Below are 16,091 nucleotides of genomic sequence, written 5' to 3'. Positions count from 1 at the left end.
CCATTATGGTTGCTCGATCTCCGCCGGCGCGGTCCGATAGTCAAACCGCAGAGGGTTACTGGTGACACATAAAGGTTAATGTTTGGATCGAGTTCGGCGGAAAATTACGTACAATGCGCCATTGCCGCCGTGGCGCGGATGAGCATTACGCAACGCCGCGACGTTACTTGCGTGGCGCGAAGCGGCGATCCAGTCCGCTACGGCCGCGCGGATCGCGCCGCGCGCGTGCGGACGCTCGCTTTCCGGTCGCGGTGGCTTCCCGGTGATGAGCAACAGCACACGATCGCCGCGCGCGATTGATCTTTCCAGCCCCGCGTCCAGCATCGCGTGCGCCGAGCGCAGCGTATGCCCGTGGAGGTCGAGCGTCGCATCTGGCTGGACAGCGCCGCGCACGATCCGGCGGTCCCAGCCGCCATCGAGCGTCGTCGCAGCGAGCGGTATCTGCACCGGCGCCGTTGCGCGCGCCGGCGGGATCGTCGGCGTTCGGCCTTTCGCTCGTGGCGGCGTGACGGGCGGGTCAGGCAGTGGCTGTGGCGGTAGCAGTGGCGGTTCGGCCGTCTTGCGTCGTACGGGGTGTAGCGGGTGCACGCTGGCTTTCACCCGCGCCCACAGCGCTATTTCCTCAGCGTCGAGGCGTCGCCGAACCACCGCTCGCGCCTCCTTGCAGGCGTTCGAGCGTGCCGACCGGTAGCAGCAGAAAAGCGGTGCCGCGTGCGCTCATCCCGCCGGCGATCGCGCGCGCATCCCGGCCCGATCCCCAGAATGTATCAAAGCGGTTCGCGCCCTTGATCGCACCGCCGGTATCCTGCGCCACCCACAGCCCGGTGGCATCGGTCCGATCCATCGACAGGAAAACCGGTGCGCCCAGCGGGATGAAACGCGGATCGGCGGCCACCGTCGTCCCGCCGGCCACCGCTAGGCCGAGCGCGCCCACCGGCGGCCCATCGAGCACGCGGAAGAAAACGAAGCTCTTGTTCTCCCGCATGATCGCACGCCCCTGATCGGGATTGGCCCGCAGCCAGCCCACGATCCCCTGCATCGAAAGCTGGTTCGGGCCGAGCAGGCCGCGTTGCCGCATCAGCGATCCGATGCCGGTATAATCGCGGCCGTTCTGCGAATCATAGCCGATGCGCAACACGCTGCCGTCGGGCATTCGCACCAGCCCCGAACCCTGCACCTGCAGGAAGAAGAACTCGACCGGATCGACAGCGTAACCAAGGATGCGAGCCTTGCGGTTCAGCGCCCCCTGCTCGATCGCGGTGCGATCGTAATAAGGCACGAACTTGTTGCCGTCGACGCGGCCGCGAATGCTCTTGCCCTTGAGATCGGCAGAGAACTGCCCGAGATCGACATCGACCAGATCGTCTGGCCGCGCGTAGATCGGCGCATAGCCTTCGCGATAGGTCGGCGATCCGGCGATTTCCGGGATGTAATATCCCGTCGCATAGGCACGGCCGTCGCCAACCTGCACCGTTTCGAACCAGCGCGCGAAGAACGACGCTGCAGCCCCCGGCACGGTCGCCGCGGCGGCGGCGCAGGCTGGCTGCCAATCCGCGCCGTTCGTCAGGCCGGACACGTCGGTGCGGCGCACCAGCGAGGGGCAACTGAGCCTGAATGCCGCCAGCGCCGCCGCGGCGCCATCGCTCGTCAGCGGGAGCGTCGAGATATCGGGACCGCGTACAAGGCCCGCGGTGGCGGCGGTCGACGCGCCGGGAAGCGTGGCCTGCGCGACGGGTGAAAGCGGCGTCGCGGGCGTCGGCTGACGCACCGGTACATCATAGTCGCGCGGCACTTGCGCAGCGCCTGCGCTGCCCGGTCGCGGCGGAGGCGCCACACCGCCCACGCAGGCGGATAGCAAGGTCGCGACCGCCAGCGCCAATCCCCCACGACGAATCATGCGGCTTCCCCCTTTTGGTCGAGCACGTTCAGGCTTCGTCGGTGTCGGCGAGTTTCCAGTTCGGATCGCTGCTCTTGAGCGTGCGCGCGAAGGTCCACACGTCGTGGGTCTCCACCGCATCGCTGGTCGATCCCGCGACCACCTGCCCCTCGGCGTCGCGAGTGACGGCGGCGATATCGGCATCGAAACGAACAGTGATTCGCGCGTCGCGGCCATTGAGCGTCGCACCGACGATCGTGGCGTGTTCGATCGAGACGAGGCGGTTTTCCAGCACTTCACCCGCGGCCGCGCGCGCGGCGATCGACTCGGCAAAAGCGCTGGCGACTTCAGGCTCGACCAAATCGGCCAGCGTCTTCTCATCGCCGCGCCAGAAGGCTTCGAGGATCATCCGATACGCGGCCTGCGATCCTTCGAGAAAGCGCGGCACGTCGAAACCCGGTTCACCAGCCACGATCGCACGCAGCCCGCTCTCCGCGCCGCCCTCGATGGGGCGCACGGTCGACTCACGCACCTCCGGGGTCACGTCGATCGTGCGCGGGATAGATCCGGGCGCAACGCGGTCGTCGGCCGGCTTGGGCAACGGCTGCTCGTGTCCCGTGCGCTTGCCGAGCACGGAGTAGAGACGCAATGCCAGGAACCCGGCAACCATCGCGAGAAGGACAATATAGAACACCCGGCCTCCGATACGCTGAACGCACAACATAGTCCCGATGCGCCCGCGATTCAATTTTTCGCGGCGTTGAATCGGCGCATTGCCCCTGCTAGGCGCCGGTTCAGTAGTTTTCGGGCGTTCAGCGCGCCCTCCTTCGCACGTTTTGGGGAATGATACGAGATGGCCGAACAGGATAATGGCGTGACGACTGGCGGCGCTGCGCTGCCCAATGGCGCCGATACGCTGCCGCAGGTCGGGCTTATCTCGCAATATGTGAAGGATCTCTCGTTTGAGAATCCCAACGCCCCGGCGATCTATCAGAGCCAGCAGGCGCCAGAGATCAACGTGCAGTTCGACATCGGCTCCAGCCAGGTGGCGGATGAGGTACACGAGGTGGTGCTGAAGGTTGAAATCCGCGCCGAGAGCGCCGGCACCGTCGCCTTCATCGTCGAGCTTTCCTATGCCGGGCTGTTCGGGCTGCGCAATATCCCGCTGGAAACGGTGCAGCCGTTTCTGCTGGGCGAAGGCCCCCGCCTGTTGTTCCCGTTCGCGCGCCGCGTGGTCGCCGATGCGGTGCGGGACGGCGGCTTTCCGCCGCTGCTGCTCGAGCCGATCGACTTCAACGGCCTTTATCAGCAGCAGGCCGAGGCGCGCGCGCAAGGCGAAGCGGGTACGGTTGGCAACGCCTGACGCCCTTGCGCCAAGCCTGATATCATGAACCTGACCCGCGCGCTCGGCTCGGTCGGCGGCCTCACGCTGGCGAGCCGCGTGCTCGGGCTGGTGCGAGATTCGCTGTTCGCGCGGTTCGTGGGCGCAGGCTTCGCCTCTGACGCCTTCCTGATTGCATTCCGGCTGCCGAACATGTTCCGCGCGCTATTCGCGGAGGGCGCGTTTTCCGCGGCATTTATCCCGATGTTCAACCACAAGGTCGCCGATCCCCGGGGGCGTGGCCTGGATGACGGCGTGACCTTCGCGGAAAATGCCCTGTCGGTGGTGCTGCCGGTGCTGATCGGCATGACCGTGCTCATGGAGATCGCAGCGTGGCCGGTTACGTGGCTGCTTTCCGGCGGCTTTCACGACGCCTCGCCCGATCAGTTCGCCTTCGCGGTGCAACTTGCGCGACTCACCTTCCCTTATCTGCTGCTCATCAGCCTCGTCTCGCTGCTGGGCGGCATCCTCAATTCGCTGCACCGCTTCTGGGTGGCCGCCGCCGCGCCGATCCTGCTGAACCTTACGCTGATCGTCGCGCTGCTATTATTCCACCATCACGAGCCGCTTTTCACAGCGCGCAATCAGGCGATCGCGGTAACGATATCAGGCGCGCTGCAATTGCTGTGGCTGGTCTGGGCCTGTCGCCGCGCCGGGGTGCGCCTGCGCATCCGCCGCCCGACGCTCAACCCGGACGTGAAGAGGCTCCTGTCGCTGATCTGGCCAGCGGCGGCAGGCGCGGGCGCGGTTCAGATCAATCTCGTCATCTCCACCGCGCTGGCCGCCAGCCTCCTTTCCGCGGGATCGGTGAGCTACATCTATTTCGCCGACCGGCTGAATCAGCTCCCGCTCGGGCTTATCGGCATCGGGCTTGGCACCGTGCTGCTCCCCACCATCTCCTCACACCTTGGGAAGGGCGAGGACGCGGCGGCGATGGAAACGCAGAACCGCGGCATGGAATTGGCGCTGTTCTTCACCCTGCCGGCCACGATCGCGTTGATCGTCTGCGGCCAGCCGATCGTGGCGGCGCTGTTCCAGCACGGCAAGTTCACCCCGGCCGATACGGTCGCGACCGCGCAGTCACTCGCGGCCTTTTCCGTGGGCTTGCCAAGCTACATCCTCGTCAAGGTGCTGACGCCAGGCTATTATGCGAGGCAGGACACCAAAACGCCGGTGCGCTTCGCGACGATTTCGATCGCGGTAAACCTGGTCCTCAACCTCGCCTTCATCCTGCCGCTCGGCCATATGGGGCCACCGCTGGCCACCGCGCTCGCCTCCACCGTTAACGTGTGGATGCTTTGGCGCGAACTGCGCCGCCGCGAGCATTTCGTACCCGATGCGCAACTTCGCCGCCGCGCGTGGCGGCTGGCGGCCGCCGCGCTGCTGATGGGGGCGGTCATGTATTTCGCGAACGATCTGTTCCGGCCATACACGACCGGCCCGAGCCTGGCGCGGTGGGGCGCGATGTTCGTGCTGGTAGCGCTGGGCGGCTTGGTTTACGTCGCCGCGACCTTCCTGTTCGGCGCCTTCCGGCTGGCCGATGCGCGAAGGCTCGTCCGTCGATAGATCAGACAAGGGAAATCATGCGCGTCGTTTCCGGCATCAAGCCCACCGGCAATCTCCACCTCGGCAATTATCTGGGCGCGGTGAAGCAGTGGGTGGCGATGCAGGGCGAAATTCAGGCCAAGGGCGGCGAAACGATGTATTTCATCGCCGATCTGCACGGGCTCACCGAATGGATCGCGCCAGCGGAGCTAAGGGCCAACACGATCGAAATGACCGCGACGCTCGTCGCCGCCGGCATCGATTCCGAACGCTCGATCCTGTTCAATCAGACTCGCGTACCCGCGCACAGCGAACTGGCGTGGCTGTTGAACAACGTCGCGCGCGTCGGCTGGCTTAACCGGATGACGCAGTTCAAGGACAAGGCGGGCAAGAACCGCGAGGGCGCGTCGGTCGGCTTATATGATTATCCGGTGCTGATGGCGGCGGACGTATTGCTCTATAACGCCACCCACGTGCCGGTCGGCGAAGATCAGAAGCAGCATCTGGAACTTGCGCGTGATATCGCGACCAAGTTCAATCTCGATTACAAGCGCGATCTCTTCACCCTGCCCGAGCCGCTGGTGAGCAAGGCCGCGCCGCGCATCATGTCGTTGCGCGATGCCTCCGCAAAGATGTCGAAATCGAATCCGTCGGTACAATCGGTGGTGAAACTGATCGATTCGGATGATGTGATCGCCGACAAGTTTCGCAAGGCGAAAACCGATCCGGACGCGCTGCCCGATTCATGGGAGGCGCTGGAGGGGCGGCCGGAGGCGCGCAATCTCGTGACCATCTTCGCCGCCCTCGCAGATCGCGCGGCGGCCGACGTGGTGACTGAATTCGCCGGCAAGGGCTTCGGCGCGTTCAAGCCCGCGCTCGCGGACCTCGCCGTGGCGACGCTCGGCCCGATCCGCGATGAGATGCTGCGCTTGCTGAACGATCCCGCCGCGATCGACGCGATCCTCGCGCGCGGGGCTGACAAGGCGCGCAGCCTCGCCGCGCCGGTGTTGCGCGCGACGCAGGAAGCGATGGGGCTGCTCGCGTAAATTCCGGCCGTCGTTCGATCGTGTGCGACAGGGCGGCGGCATTTTCAGCTATTGGCGTAATTTGCCAACTGTTGGCAGCGGTCTTCCCGCAGCGCGACTAACCGCCACGCTGCTTTCCGATAATATCCTTGTATTTCAGTAACACACAAAACTGGCACGACTCCTGCTGTGTATCAGGCATCAGGTGAAGCATCGCTTCACCGACCAAATGGAGCCAGTCAATGTCCGCCAACTCTGCCAACGCCAGCACTCCGAAGCACGAAATTTTCGGCGTTTGCCGCCGGCTGGGCGAGGATTTCGGTTTCCATCCGAACATCCTGCGCGTCGCGCTGGCGGTCGGCCTGGTGTGGAGCATCGAGGGGGTGGCGATCGCCTACCTCACGATGGCAGCGATCGTTATCGCGAGCCGAATCTTTGCGCCGGAGCCGAAGCAGAAAACACAGGTGAACACCGCCCCCGCAGGCGATATCGCTCCCGTAGTACCGGAACAGAACAACACTCCTGCTCCGGTATTCTCGCAGGCTGCGTGAAACTCCCCCTGATGCGTCAGTTTTCGAGTTGGTGCATCAGGACGCGGACGGCACTGTCGATATCGTTGTCGCTGTCGCGCAATTCCTCGATCCTGCGTACCGCATGGATCACCGTCGAATGATCGCGCCCGCCGAACTTCCGCCCGATCTCTGGCAGCGATCGCGTGGTGAGGCGCTTCGCGAGATACATCGCGATCTGCCGTGGCCGAGCCACTGCACGTGCGCGCCGCGCCGAAACAAGATCGATCGGCTTCAGATCGAAATGCGTCGATACAAGCTTCTGGATCTCATCGATCGTCACGCGGCGCTGCCCGCCTCGCAGCACATCGCCGAGCACGGTCATCGCGAACTCCAGATCGATCGCGTCGCCGGTCAATTGCGCATAGGCGACGACGCGGTTGAGCGCACCTTCCAGCTCGCGAATGTTGGTGCGGATACGCCCTGCGAGCATGTCGAGCACTTCGCGCGGCACCCGCGCCTCCGGCAGATCGGCCAGCTTGCTATCCAGGATCGCGCGGCGCAGCTCTAGCGACGGTGCCTTGATATCAGCGACCAGCCCGATCGCCATCCGGCCGACGATGCGCGCCTCTATCCCATCAAGCGCCTGCGGACAGCGATCGGCGGAAATCACCAGCCTCTTGCCCGCCGCCATGATCTCGTTGACGGTATGGAAGAACTCCTCCTGCGTCGCGTCCTTGCCGGCGATGAACTGAAGATCGTCGATCAACAACAGATCACAGCCGCGCAGCCGCGCCTTGAACGAGAAGGTGTCGCGTCCGCGGAGCGCAGAAACGAAATCGAACATGAAGCGCTCGGCGGACATGATCATCACGCGCGCCTCGGGCTGCGCAGCGAGGAATTCGTGCGCGATCGCGTGCATCAGATGCGTCTTGCCCTGCCCCGTCCCCGAGTGGAGGAATAGCGGGCTGAAGCGCACCGGGCCCGGTGCGGCGAGCGCGCGGGCTGCGTTGTAGGCAACCTTGTTAGAGGCATCCACGACAAAGCGTTCGAAGGTAAGGCGCGGATCGAGCAGCGGACGCTCCCCAACCACATGCGCTGGTGCCGATTCCGCAACCGGCGCCGCAGGAAGCGCGGCGGGCATGATCACGTCGGCAACAGCCCCCGCCCGCGCTGTGTCGATCGTGACCGTGCGGACGCGAGGCAGCAGCGCGCGGAATTCGTGCACGAGTCGATCGGCGTAATGGTTGCGCACCCAATTCGTCATGAACGCGGACGGCAACGTCAGACGAATCGCGTCTGCGTCTCCGCTCTCGATCAACTCGATCGGCTTCAGCCACTGCTCGAACAACCGCGCACCGGCCGACTCGCGCAGATTGGAGCGGACGCGTGCCCAGGCGCGCGCCACATCGCTCAACTGCTCCGAAGTCTCACCGCCTGATGCCACGCGCAACTCTCCCGGGGCAGCGACGCACAGCGTCGCAGCCTGTTATTGAACCGCCAAAAAAGTCCCCCCGATGTGGTCCCCACCACGGTCGGAATACGACGCTGTAACGTTGAGCGCACGGCGAACGCCGTTGCGACGGGGCAAGGTTTAGGAACAAGCCGGTGAGTCGATCAAGGCCGCAGCCTGACACAATCTCGAAATAAAAACGTTGACTCGTCACGGACGGCGCAAATCCGTCAAAAATCTCACAATATGTTGAAATGTAACGCGTATTTCAGAACGCCCCAGCGTCACTGGAATGCGAATCGCGGGAAATCCATGACTCTTTGGTTACACCGCACCGCAACGACAAAAAGCCCGCCGGGAAATTCCCGACGGGCGTTCGTGTCGCCGTAACGGTTAGCTGCCGTCAGGCCAGTGCGGCAACCCGCTTCGTCAGGCGGGAGAACTTGCGGCTGGCGGTGTTGCGATGAAGCACCCCGCGAGCAACGCCCCGGGCCATTTCCGGCTGCGCCTCGGCGAGCGCGGCGCTGGCTGCGGTCTTGTCACCGGCGGCGAGAGCGGCTTCGACCCGCTTCACGAAGGTGCGGATACGGCCCACGCGGTTACCGTTGACTTCGGCCCGACGCTGGTTGCGACGGATGCGCTTCTTCGCTTGCGGCGTGTTCGCCATTGACGTCCTCGAAATCTGATCGATGAAAAAAGGGCGCCGGGTATCCCCTTCGCCCTGGAAGCGTGCCCCTTAGCGCGCGATGCTCACCGGGTCAACCGCGCTGGCAGGTGGGGCACCAGAACGTGGAGCGCCCGCCCTCCGCATAACGCGCGACGACGCCACCGCATCCGCACGGTAGGCCCTCGCGACCATAAACTGCGAACTGCTTCGAGAAATAGCCCAGTTCGCCATTCGGCCGCGCATAATCCCTGAGCGACGAGCCGCCCGCCTCGATCGCGGAGCGCAGGACGGCGCGAATCGCATCGACCAGCCGCGTCAGCCTGGCGCGCGAGATTTCGCCGGCTGCCCGCTGCGGCGAAATATGCGCCAGATGCAGCGCCTCGCAGACATAGATGTTGCCCAACCCGGCGACGATCCGCTGATCGAGAAGCGCGAGCTTAATCGACATTCGCCGCCCAGCGAGCGCACGAACGAGATACGCCGCGTTAAGGTCCGGCCCGAGCGGCTCCGGTCCAAGCGCCGCAAAGGCGGGAAAACCATCCAAGGCCTCACTGCGCCATAAATCGACCGACCCGAATCGACGGGGATCGTTGAGCGCGAGCCGACGCCCCGCCGCGGTTTCGATCAGCAGGTGATCGTGCGTCAGCACATCTTCGGGATCGATCCGCCACCGCCCGGACATGCCCAGGTGGAAGATCATCGTATCTCCGCGATCGGTCCCGATAAGCCCGTATTTCGCCCGCCGGTCGAGCGAGACTATGCACGCGCCGGTAAGCCGCTGGCGCAGGTCGTCGGGGAAAGGTCGCCGCAGATCGGCGCGGCGCGCCTCGATCGACGCGATCGTTGCGCCCTCCAGCACGGCCGCCAGGCCGCGAACGGTGGTTTCTACCTCGGGAAGCTCCGGCATTACACTGCCTCTAGCCGCCGGCCACGCCCCCCGCTAGGGCTGGGTGCCATGAGTGAAATCGTCTCTTTCGGCTATGAGGATATCGCGCGCGACGAAAAGACCGCGCGCGTCGGCGGCGTCTTCACCAGCGTCGCCTCCCGCTATGACGTAATGAACGATGCCATGTCGGCGGGGATGCACCGCCTGTGGAAGGATCGCTTCGTGCGCCGCGTGAAACCGCGCGCCGGCGAGCAGATCCTCGACATGGCGGGCGGCACCGGTGATATCGCCTTCCGGCTGGAGCGCGCCGGCGCGAGCATCACGGTCGCGGATATCAATCCGGCGATGCTGGAGGTGGGCATGCAGCGCGCCCAGCAGCGCGGCATCGACGGGCTGGTGTGGACGGAGGCGAATGCCGAGACGCTGACCTTCCCTGATCGCTTTTTCGATGCCTATACGATCGCCTTCGGCATTCGTAACGTCACCGATATTCCAGCGGCGCTGCGCGAGGCCCATCGCGTGCTGCGGCGGGGCGGGCGTTTCTTCTGTCTCGAATTTTCCACGACGCAGTGGCCGGGTTTCAAGGAGATATACGACAGCTACTCGCATCATCTCGTGCCGCGGATCGGCGAGTTGCTGGCGCATGATCGAGACAGCTATCGCTATCTGATCGAATCGATCCGTCGCTTCCCGGATATGCCGGCGTTCGAGGGCATGATCCGCGCGGCGGGCTTTACCCAGACGAAGGTCGAGCCGCTGCTTGGCGGGCTGGTGGCGATCCACAGCGGCTGGAAGATTTGACCTCCGCCGTCGTCCATGGCTGGCGGCTCCTGAAATGGGGCCGGATACTCGCGCGGCACGGCGCGCTGCGCGGAATTGAGCGCGATCCGAACACGCCGCCGCGCCTGCGTCGCCTGCTTCGCCTCGCGCGCTTAGGAGCGCGGACACCGGCAACGCCGCGTTACGCCGATGCTTTCCAAGCGATCGGGCCGGCTGCGGTCAAGCTCGGCCAGACGCTAGCTACCCGACCCGATCTGGTCGGAGAGGCCGCGGCGGCCGATCTGATGCGGCTGCAGGATGCGCTGCCACCGGTGCCCTTCGCCGAAATCCGCCCGCAATTGCTGGCAAGCTTCGGTCGCCCGCTCGACCATCTCTTCGCGAGCATCGACGAGGTTCCGGTCGGCGCCGCCTCGATCGCGCAGGTCCACCGCGCAGTGACCACCGATGGGCGGGACGTTGCGGTCAAGGTGCTTCGCCCGGGCGTCGAGGAGGAATTCGCGCGCGCGATCGAAACCTATGAATGGGCCGCCGCGCAGATCGAGCCGATGGGGGGCGAGATCGCGCGCCTCCAGCCCCGGCTGGTGATCGAGACGTTCAAGCGCTGGACGGCGCGCGAGCTCGATCTGCGGCGCGAGGCGGCATCCGCGTCCGAACTCGCGGAAGCGATGGCAGCAGAGCCGGACTATCGCGTCCCCGCGGTCGACTGGCAGCGCACCACGGGCAAGGTGCTAACGATCGAATGGATCGATGGCGTCAAGCTTTCCGATCGCGCGGCGCTGGTCGCGCGGGGCTATGATCTTCCTGCCCTGGCGCGCGCGCTGGTTCACGCTTTCCTGCGGCAGGCGATCGCGGAGGGCTTCTTCCACGCCGACATGCACCAGGGAAACCTGTTCGCAGTCCCCGGCAACCGCATTGTCGCGATCGATTTCGGCATCATGGGCCGGATCGATCGGCGCGCGCGCGTGTGGCTCGCGGAGATTCTCTACGGTCTCATCACCGGGAACTATCGCCGCGTCGCCGAAATCCATTTCGAGGCCGGCTATGTGCCGCCGCATCACAACGTCGCCGAATTCGCCACGGCGCTGCGCGCGGTGGGCGAGCCGATGCGCGGGTTGCCCGTGAAGGACATGTCGATCGGCATGATGCTCGATGGCCTGTTCTCGATCACCCGGGATTTCGACATGGCCACGCAGCCGCATCTGCTGCTGCTCCAGAAGACGATGGTAATGGTGGAGGGCGTGGCGACCAGCCTCGATCCCGATATCAACATGTGGGACACGGCTGGGCCCGTTGTGGAGGAATGGATCAGGACGGAGCTGGGCCCGGAAGCGGCGATAGCCGACCGGCTGATCGCGGACGTTCGCACGCTCACGCGCCTGCCTGACCTTGTCCGTCGCATCGAGGATCGGTTCCCGGCGCCGGGCGGCGCGCCCCCCGCCCCGCCGCTGCGCGAGATCGCCACGGTGCGGATCGGCGGCGGCTGGCGCTATGCGGCCGTCGCGCTGATAGCCGGGCTCGCCGGGGCTGCCGCGACCCTGGGCGCGCTGCACTGGTGATGACGGGCGGGCGGGCGCGATCGCCGCTCTGGCTGGCGCAACCGACGCGCTTCGCCGGTTGGCCGCGCCAGCGCGCCAGGATCGCGCTGGCGGTGCTCGCGCTGCTGCTGGTTTTTTCGTTCACGGCCTTGGTTGCCGCCGGGCCGCCACCAGTCGATCCCAAGGCCCCGGCGAGCGAGAATCGCGCCGACGTGCTTCTTTACGAATCGATCGTCGATTCGGTGCGACACGGCGGCGACTATTATCTCGTTACCGCGCAAGCGCTCCGCACCGGCAATTATCCGCTCCGTCCCTTTGTCACTTTTCGGCTACCTACGCTGGCCCTCGTACAGGCACACTTTCCGCCGGCGATCGTCCCGCTGCTGCTCTATGCGCTGGTCATCGTGGTCGCGGTCGCCTGGTGGGAACGGCTACGGCCGGCGATGGCGCGGTGGCAGCCGGTCGTGATCGCCGTGCTGCTGCTGGCGGGGGGGATGGCCGTTTGCGTCCAGCCGGAACTTCTCGTTTTTCACGAGATCTGGGCCGGACTGCTGATCGCGTTGAGCGTCGCATTATGGCGACCGGGGCGCTGGATCGAATCCGTCGCCTTCGGTCTGGCGGCGATGCTCATCCGCGAGACGGCGGCGTTGTACGTCGGCGCGATGTTCGTCCTCGCGCTGACGAATGGCGACCGGCGCGAGGCGCTTGGATGGTTTATCGCCACAACGATCTTCGCGGTTGCCGTCGCGGCTCATGCTCATGCCGTAGGAGCCGTGGTCCGCCCTTTCGATCCCGCCTCGCCCGGCTGGTCAGGCATGCTGGGCGTCGGCTTTTTCATAAGGACGATGGCGCTGTCGACGGCGCTTACCATGCTGCCGCTGGCCCTCGCCGCGCCGCTGGTAGTGCTGGCGGTCGCCGGCTGGGCCGGGTGGCGCGACCCCTTCGCGGGACGCATGTTGGCGACGCTGCTCGTCTATGCCGCGCTGATCGCATGCTTCTGCCGCGCCGATACCTTCTACTGGGGGCTGCTGGTAGCGCCCCTGCTGCTGACCGGCCTGATCTTCGTGCCGGATAGCCTGCGCGATCTGCTCGCCGCCGCGCTCGACACGCGCCGCATCACCGTGACAAGAGTCGTACGATGAAACGCATCCTTTTGATCGTGGGCGGCGGCATCGCGGCCTATAAGGCGTGTGAGCTGGTTCGCCTGCTGCGCAAGGCGGGCCACCGGGTTCGCTGCGTCTTGACCGAAGGCGGAGCGCATTTCGTCACTCCGATGACGCTCGCCGCGCTTTCGGAGGACAAGGTTTACACGACCCTCTGGGATCTGAAGGACGAGGCGGAAATGGGCCATATCCAGCTCAGCCGAGAAGCCGATCTGGTCGTCGTCGCACCCGCCACAGCCGATCTGATCGCGCGGATGGCGGCGGGCATCGCCGACGATCTCGCCACCACATTGCTGCTCGCCACCGACAAGCCGGTGCTCGCCGCCCCCGCGATGAACGTTCGCATGTGGCAGCACGCCGCAACCCGCCGCAACGTCGCGCAGCTTCGCGCGGACGGCGTGCTCCTGCTCGAGCCGGACGAGGGCGCGATGGCATGCGGCGAATATGGCCCCGGTCGTTTGCCGGAACCGGCGGCGATCGCCCAGGCGATCGAGGCGCAATTCGCGCCCCGCACCACACCACTGGCCGGCCGCCACATATTGCTCACCGCCGGGCCGACGCACGAGTCGATCGATCCCGTGCGCTATATCGCCAACCGCAGTTCCGGGAAGCAGGGCTTCGCTCTTGCCGGAGCGCTCGCCAAGCTCGGCGCGCGGGTTACGCTGATCGCCGGCCCCGTCACACTGCCTACGCCGGCCGGCGTCGATCGCATCGATGTTGAAACTGCGCGCGAGATGGCCGCTGCCGTCGATCGCGCGCTGCCCGTCGATGCCGCCCTGATGGTCGCGGCAGTCGCGGACTGGCGCGCAGAGCAGACGGCTGCCCAGAAAATCAAGAAGACCGAGGGAGGCACCCCAACGCTGCATCTCTCCGAAAATCCGGACATCCTCGCGACGCTGGCGCACAGTCCGCATCGACCACGCCTCCTCATCGGATTCGCTGCGGAGACTGAAAAGGTGGTCGATCACGCCGTCGCCAAGCGCACGCGCAAGGGCGCCGACTGGATCGTCGCAAATGATGTGTCGGGCGATGTGATGGGCGGAGACGCGAACGCGATCCACATCGTCACCGCAGCCGGGGTTGAAAGTTGGGAGCGGCTGTCCAAACTGGCCGTCGCAGAGCGGCTGGCGCAGCGCATCGCCGAGGCGCTCGCCTGACACGGATCGCAAACGCTTCCGGTGGCGACGCGCGCAGCTTCCACTATATGAAGGGCGATGACTGACCAGATAACGATCGAGATACAGCGCCTGGCCAACGGCGCCGGCCTTCCCCTGCCAGTCTATGCAACCGCTGGCGCGGCCGGGATGGATATCGTCGCGGCCGAGGATCTGACTCTCGCGCCCGGTGCGCGGCACGCTGTCGCGACCGGCTTCGCGATCGCGATACCGGATGGTTATGAAGTGCAGGTGCGCCCGCGCTCCGGTCTGGCGCTCAACCATGGCGTCACCTGTCTCAACACGCCGGGAACGATCGACAGCGATTATCGCGGCGAGGTGAAGGTGATCCTCGCCAATCTTGGCAATGAGCCGTTCGAGGTGAAGCGCGGACAGCGCATCGCACAGCTCGTCGCCGCGCCGGTCTTGCACGCCGTGCTCGGAGAAGTCGCGATACTGGATGAGACGGTGCGCGGCGCGGGCGGCTTTGGATCGACCGGGCGATGACATGATGATCCCCGCCATATTGCTCATGATGTTGCAGCTCGCCGGCAGCGAGCGGCCCAGTGCCAACCTGCCTGCGACGGAATGGTCGACTCTGGCGGAGCTGCCGCTGATCCGACGCACCGAGCCTACGCCGGAACTGTCGAAATTCGTTCGTGATGAAGTGGCGGCCGGACGCTGCGCTGTTGCGGTACGCGAGCCAGGAGGCTTTTCGCTGCACGTCGAGCTTGGCGTGCTGGTCGACCGAGACGGCGATGTGCGTAAGATTATGCCACGCGCTATCGGCTGCCCAACGGTCGAGCAATATGCGGTCGGCCTGACATCGCGGATGGCGCGGGCGAACTTGGCTGCCCCCGGTGCCGACACCTGGTATCGCACATCGATTGATTTCGCATGGAGCGAGTGACGCTCGGCGCGGACGAGCTGGCACGTTACGCGCGGCACATCGTGCTGCGAGAGATCGGTGGTGTCGGTCAAATAAGGCTCAAGTGCGCGTCGGTCGCGCTCGTGGGCGCGGGCGGGATCGGTTCCCCAGCGATCCAGTACTTGGCAGCAGCAGGGATCGGGCGTCTTATCCTTATCGACGACGATCGCGTCGAGTTGTCGAACCTTCAGCGTCAGACGATTTTCCGTACCGCCGATGTCGGTAGAACAAAGGTAAGTGCGGCTGCAGATGCCGCGCGCGCGATCAATCCACATATCGCAATAGAAGAGCGCGCCGCCCGCCTTGACCCCGGCAATGCCGCGCAATTGCTAGCCGACGCGACGGTAGTGATCGACGGCAGCGACAGCTTCGCAACGCGCCTCGCTGTCGCGGACGCGGCCTTCGCCGCACATATTCCACTGGTGTCTGCCGCGGTCGGGCAATTCGACGGGCAGCTTGCGGTCTATCGCGGATGGGAATCCGACAAGCCATGCTATCGCTGCCTGGTAGGTAACGAGCCGGGGCGAGAGGCAGTATCGTGCGCTGAAGACGGCGTTATGGGTCCGATGGTAGGCATGATCGGAAGCCTGGCCGCTATGGAAGCGATTCGTGCTATCTCGTTTTTTGGTCACGATACGGCCGGGGAATTGCTTATCGCTGATTTGCTCTACTTCAGGATGCGAACGGTTCGACTTCAAAAAGACCCGGCCTGTCGTTGCAGAATTACAAATTCGTGACTCAATCCAGCGGAACTTTGTTAACCGTCCGGCTTTAGAGGCTTGCAAACACCGGAGGTTGATGCAATTACGCCCCCGGACCGGAAAGGGAGTTTATCATGCGTCTTGCCAAATATATCGCCGCCGCCGCTGCCGCGTCGCTCGCCGTCGCTCCGGCGATCGCCGCGCCGGCTAACCCGGCGTCCAGCCTGTCGGTGGGTCAGTCGCGCGCTGCGACCCCGTCGGCTTCGAAGGAAAAGCTCGCTGGCGGTGGTGTTCTCATCGCCGTCCTCGCCGCTGCCGCCGTCATCGCCGGTATCGTCGTGATCGCTGACTCGAACAACAATTCGAGCAGCAACTGAGTTCGTAGGGAATTCGGAAGAAATAGCGGTCTCCGGGCCGCTATTTTTTTGTTTTCTTTTGCGGGATCTGCGCTGGTTTCCTCTCAGACGGCGAGCCAAACACCGAGAAAA

General features: G+C 65.1%; 18 protein-coding genes. 12 read left to right on the top strand and 6 right to left on the bottom strand.

What is annotated here, in order from left to right; all coding sequences use genetic code 11:
- Positions 1-75: 75 nt before the first annotated feature.
- From ACM61V_RS08810 to ACM61V_RS08800, 3 genes are read right to left on the bottom strand one after another with little or no spacing between them, the layout of a single operon-like run.
- The gene (locus tag ACM61V_RS08810) at positions 76-648 is read right to left on the bottom strand and encodes a Smr/MutS family protein (RefSeq protein WP_137785839.1); all 573 of its coding nucleotides are present in this window, start codon (positions 646-648) and stop codon (positions 76-78) included.
- A complete protein-coding gene (locus ACM61V_RS08805) occupies positions 623-1,897 on the bottom strand; it encodes a murein transglycosylase A (protein WP_137785840.1) in 1,275 nt (424 codons plus the stop codon). Before ACM61V_RS08805 ends, ACM61V_RS08810 begins: the two co-directional genes overlap by 26 nt.
- A gap of 28 nt (positions 1,898-1,925) precedes the next feature.
- Complete coding sequence (locus tag ACM61V_RS08800; RefSeq protein WP_137785841.1) at positions 1,926-2,570, bottom strand: Tim44/TimA family putative adaptor protein; 645 nt, start codon at positions 2,568-2,570, stop codon at positions 1,926-1,928.
- A 159-nt stretch (positions 2,571-2,729) separates the two neighbouring features.
- Between ACM61V_RS08800 and secB the strand changes: the two genes are divergently transcribed.
- From secB to ACM61V_RS08780, 4 genes are all read left to right on the top strand, one after another.
- The gene (secB, locus tag ACM61V_RS08795; protein ID WP_137785842.1) at positions 2,730-3,239 is read left to right on the top strand and encodes a protein-export chaperone SecB; all 510 of its coding nucleotides are present in this window, start codon (positions 2,730-2,732) and stop codon (positions 3,237-3,239) included.
- A 24-nt stretch (positions 3,240-3,263) separates the two neighbouring features.
- Positions 3,264-4,823: a murein biosynthesis integral membrane protein MurJ gene (gene murJ / locus ACM61V_RS08790; protein WP_419713949.1), complete on the top strand. Its 1,560-nt coding sequence runs from the start codon at positions 3,264-3,266 to the stop codon at positions 4,821-4,823.
- Between the two features lie 17 nt (positions 4,824-4,840).
- Complete coding sequence (trpS, locus tag ACM61V_RS08785; protein WP_137785844.1) at positions 4,841-5,848, top strand: tryptophan--tRNA ligase; 1,008 nt, start codon at positions 4,841-4,843, stop codon at positions 5,846-5,848.
- A 221-nt stretch (positions 5,849-6,069) separates the two neighbouring features.
- Positions 6,070-6,378: a PspC domain-containing protein gene (locus tag ACM61V_RS08780; protein WP_137785845.1), complete on the top strand. Its 309-nt coding sequence runs from the start codon at positions 6,070-6,072 to the stop codon at positions 6,376-6,378.
- A 16-nt stretch (positions 6,379-6,394) separates the two neighbouring features.
- Here the strand turns inward: ACM61V_RS08780 and dnaA are convergent, their stop codons facing one another.
- The 3 genes from dnaA to mutM form a co-directional block, all read right to left on the bottom strand.
- Complete coding sequence (dnaA, locus tag ACM61V_RS08775; protein WP_419713948.1) at positions 6,395-7,789, bottom strand: chromosomal replication initiator protein DnaA; 1,395 nt, start codon at positions 7,787-7,789, stop codon at positions 6,395-6,397.
- A 403-nt stretch (positions 7,790-8,192) separates the two neighbouring features.
- On the bottom strand, positions 8,193-8,456 hold the full coding sequence (gene rpsT, locus ACM61V_RS08770; RefSeq protein ID WP_137785847.1) for a 30S ribosomal protein S20: 264 nt from the start codon (positions 8,454-8,456) through the stop codon (positions 8,193-8,195).
- A 91-nt stretch (positions 8,457-8,547) separates the two neighbouring features.
- Positions 8,548-9,363 carry a bifunctional DNA-formamidopyrimidine glycosylase/DNA-(apurinic or apyrimidinic site) lyase gene (mutM, locus tag ACM61V_RS08765; protein WP_137785848.1) on the bottom strand — a complete coding sequence of 272 codons (816 nt, stop codon included), beginning with the start codon at positions 9,361-9,363 and terminating at the stop codon, positions 8,548-8,550.
- Between the two features lie 48 nt (positions 9,364-9,411).
- On the opposite strand from mutM, the gene ACM61V_RS08760 reads away from it, so the two are divergent.
- The 8 genes from ACM61V_RS08760 (at position 9,412) to ACM61V_RS08725 (ending at position 15,980) form a co-directional block, all read left to right on the top strand.
- The gene (locus ACM61V_RS08760) at positions 9,412-10,143 is read left to right on the top strand and encodes a class I SAM-dependent methyltransferase (RefSeq protein WP_137785849.1); all 732 of its coding nucleotides are present in this window, start codon (positions 9,412-9,414) and stop codon (positions 10,141-10,143) included.
- The gene (gene ubiB / locus ACM61V_RS08755; RefSeq protein ID WP_137785850.1) at positions 10,140-11,678 is read left to right on the top strand and encodes a 2-polyprenylphenol 6-hydroxylase; all 1,539 of its coding nucleotides are present in this window, start codon (positions 10,140-10,142) and stop codon (positions 11,676-11,678) included. The genes ACM61V_RS08760 and ubiB overlap by 4 nt, the downstream gene beginning before the upstream one ends.
- Positions 11,678-12,799 carry a hypothetical protein gene (locus tag ACM61V_RS08750; RefSeq protein WP_137785851.1) on the top strand — a complete coding sequence of 374 codons (1,122 nt, stop codon included), beginning with the start codon at positions 11,678-11,680 and terminating at the stop codon, positions 12,797-12,799. Before ubiB ends, ACM61V_RS08750 begins: the two co-directional genes overlap by 1 nt.
- Positions 12,796-13,977: a bifunctional phosphopantothenoylcysteine decarboxylase/phosphopantothenate--cysteine ligase CoaBC gene (gene coaBC / locus ACM61V_RS08745; protein ID WP_137785852.1), complete on the top strand. Its 1,182-nt coding sequence runs from the start codon at positions 12,796-12,798 to the stop codon at positions 13,975-13,977. The genes ACM61V_RS08750 and coaBC overlap by 4 nt, the downstream gene beginning before the upstream one ends.
- Positions 13,978-14,034: 57 nt before the next feature.
- A complete protein-coding gene (gene dut / locus ACM61V_RS08740; protein ID WP_137785853.1) occupies positions 14,035-14,481 on the top strand; it encodes a dUTP diphosphatase in 447 nt (148 codons plus the stop codon).
- Between the two features lies 1 nt (position 14,482).
- Positions 14,483-14,884: a hypothetical protein gene (locus ACM61V_RS08735; protein WP_249341443.1), complete on the top strand. Its 402-nt coding sequence runs from the start codon at positions 14,483-14,485 to the stop codon at positions 14,882-14,884.
- Positions 14,881-15,639 (top strand): HesA/MoeB/ThiF family protein, encoded by a 759-nt coding sequence (locus ACM61V_RS08730; protein WP_249341444.1) that lies wholly within the window; start codon positions 14,881-14,883, stop codon positions 15,637-15,639. The genes ACM61V_RS08735 and ACM61V_RS08730 overlap by 4 nt, the downstream gene beginning before the upstream one ends.
- Positions 15,640-15,737: 98 nt before the next feature.
- Entirely contained in the window at positions 15,738-15,980 is a 243-nt protein-coding gene (locus ACM61V_RS08725) for a hypothetical protein (RefSeq protein ID WP_137785855.1), read from the top strand.
- Positions 15,981-16,091: the final 111 nt, after the last annotated feature.

Source organism: Sphingomonas sp. TX0543 (assembly GCF_048565505.1).
GTDB lineage: Bacteria > Pseudomonadota > Alphaproteobacteria > Sphingomonadales > Sphingomonadaceae > Sphingomonas.
This window is presented reverse-complemented; position numbering and strand designations above follow the sequence as displayed.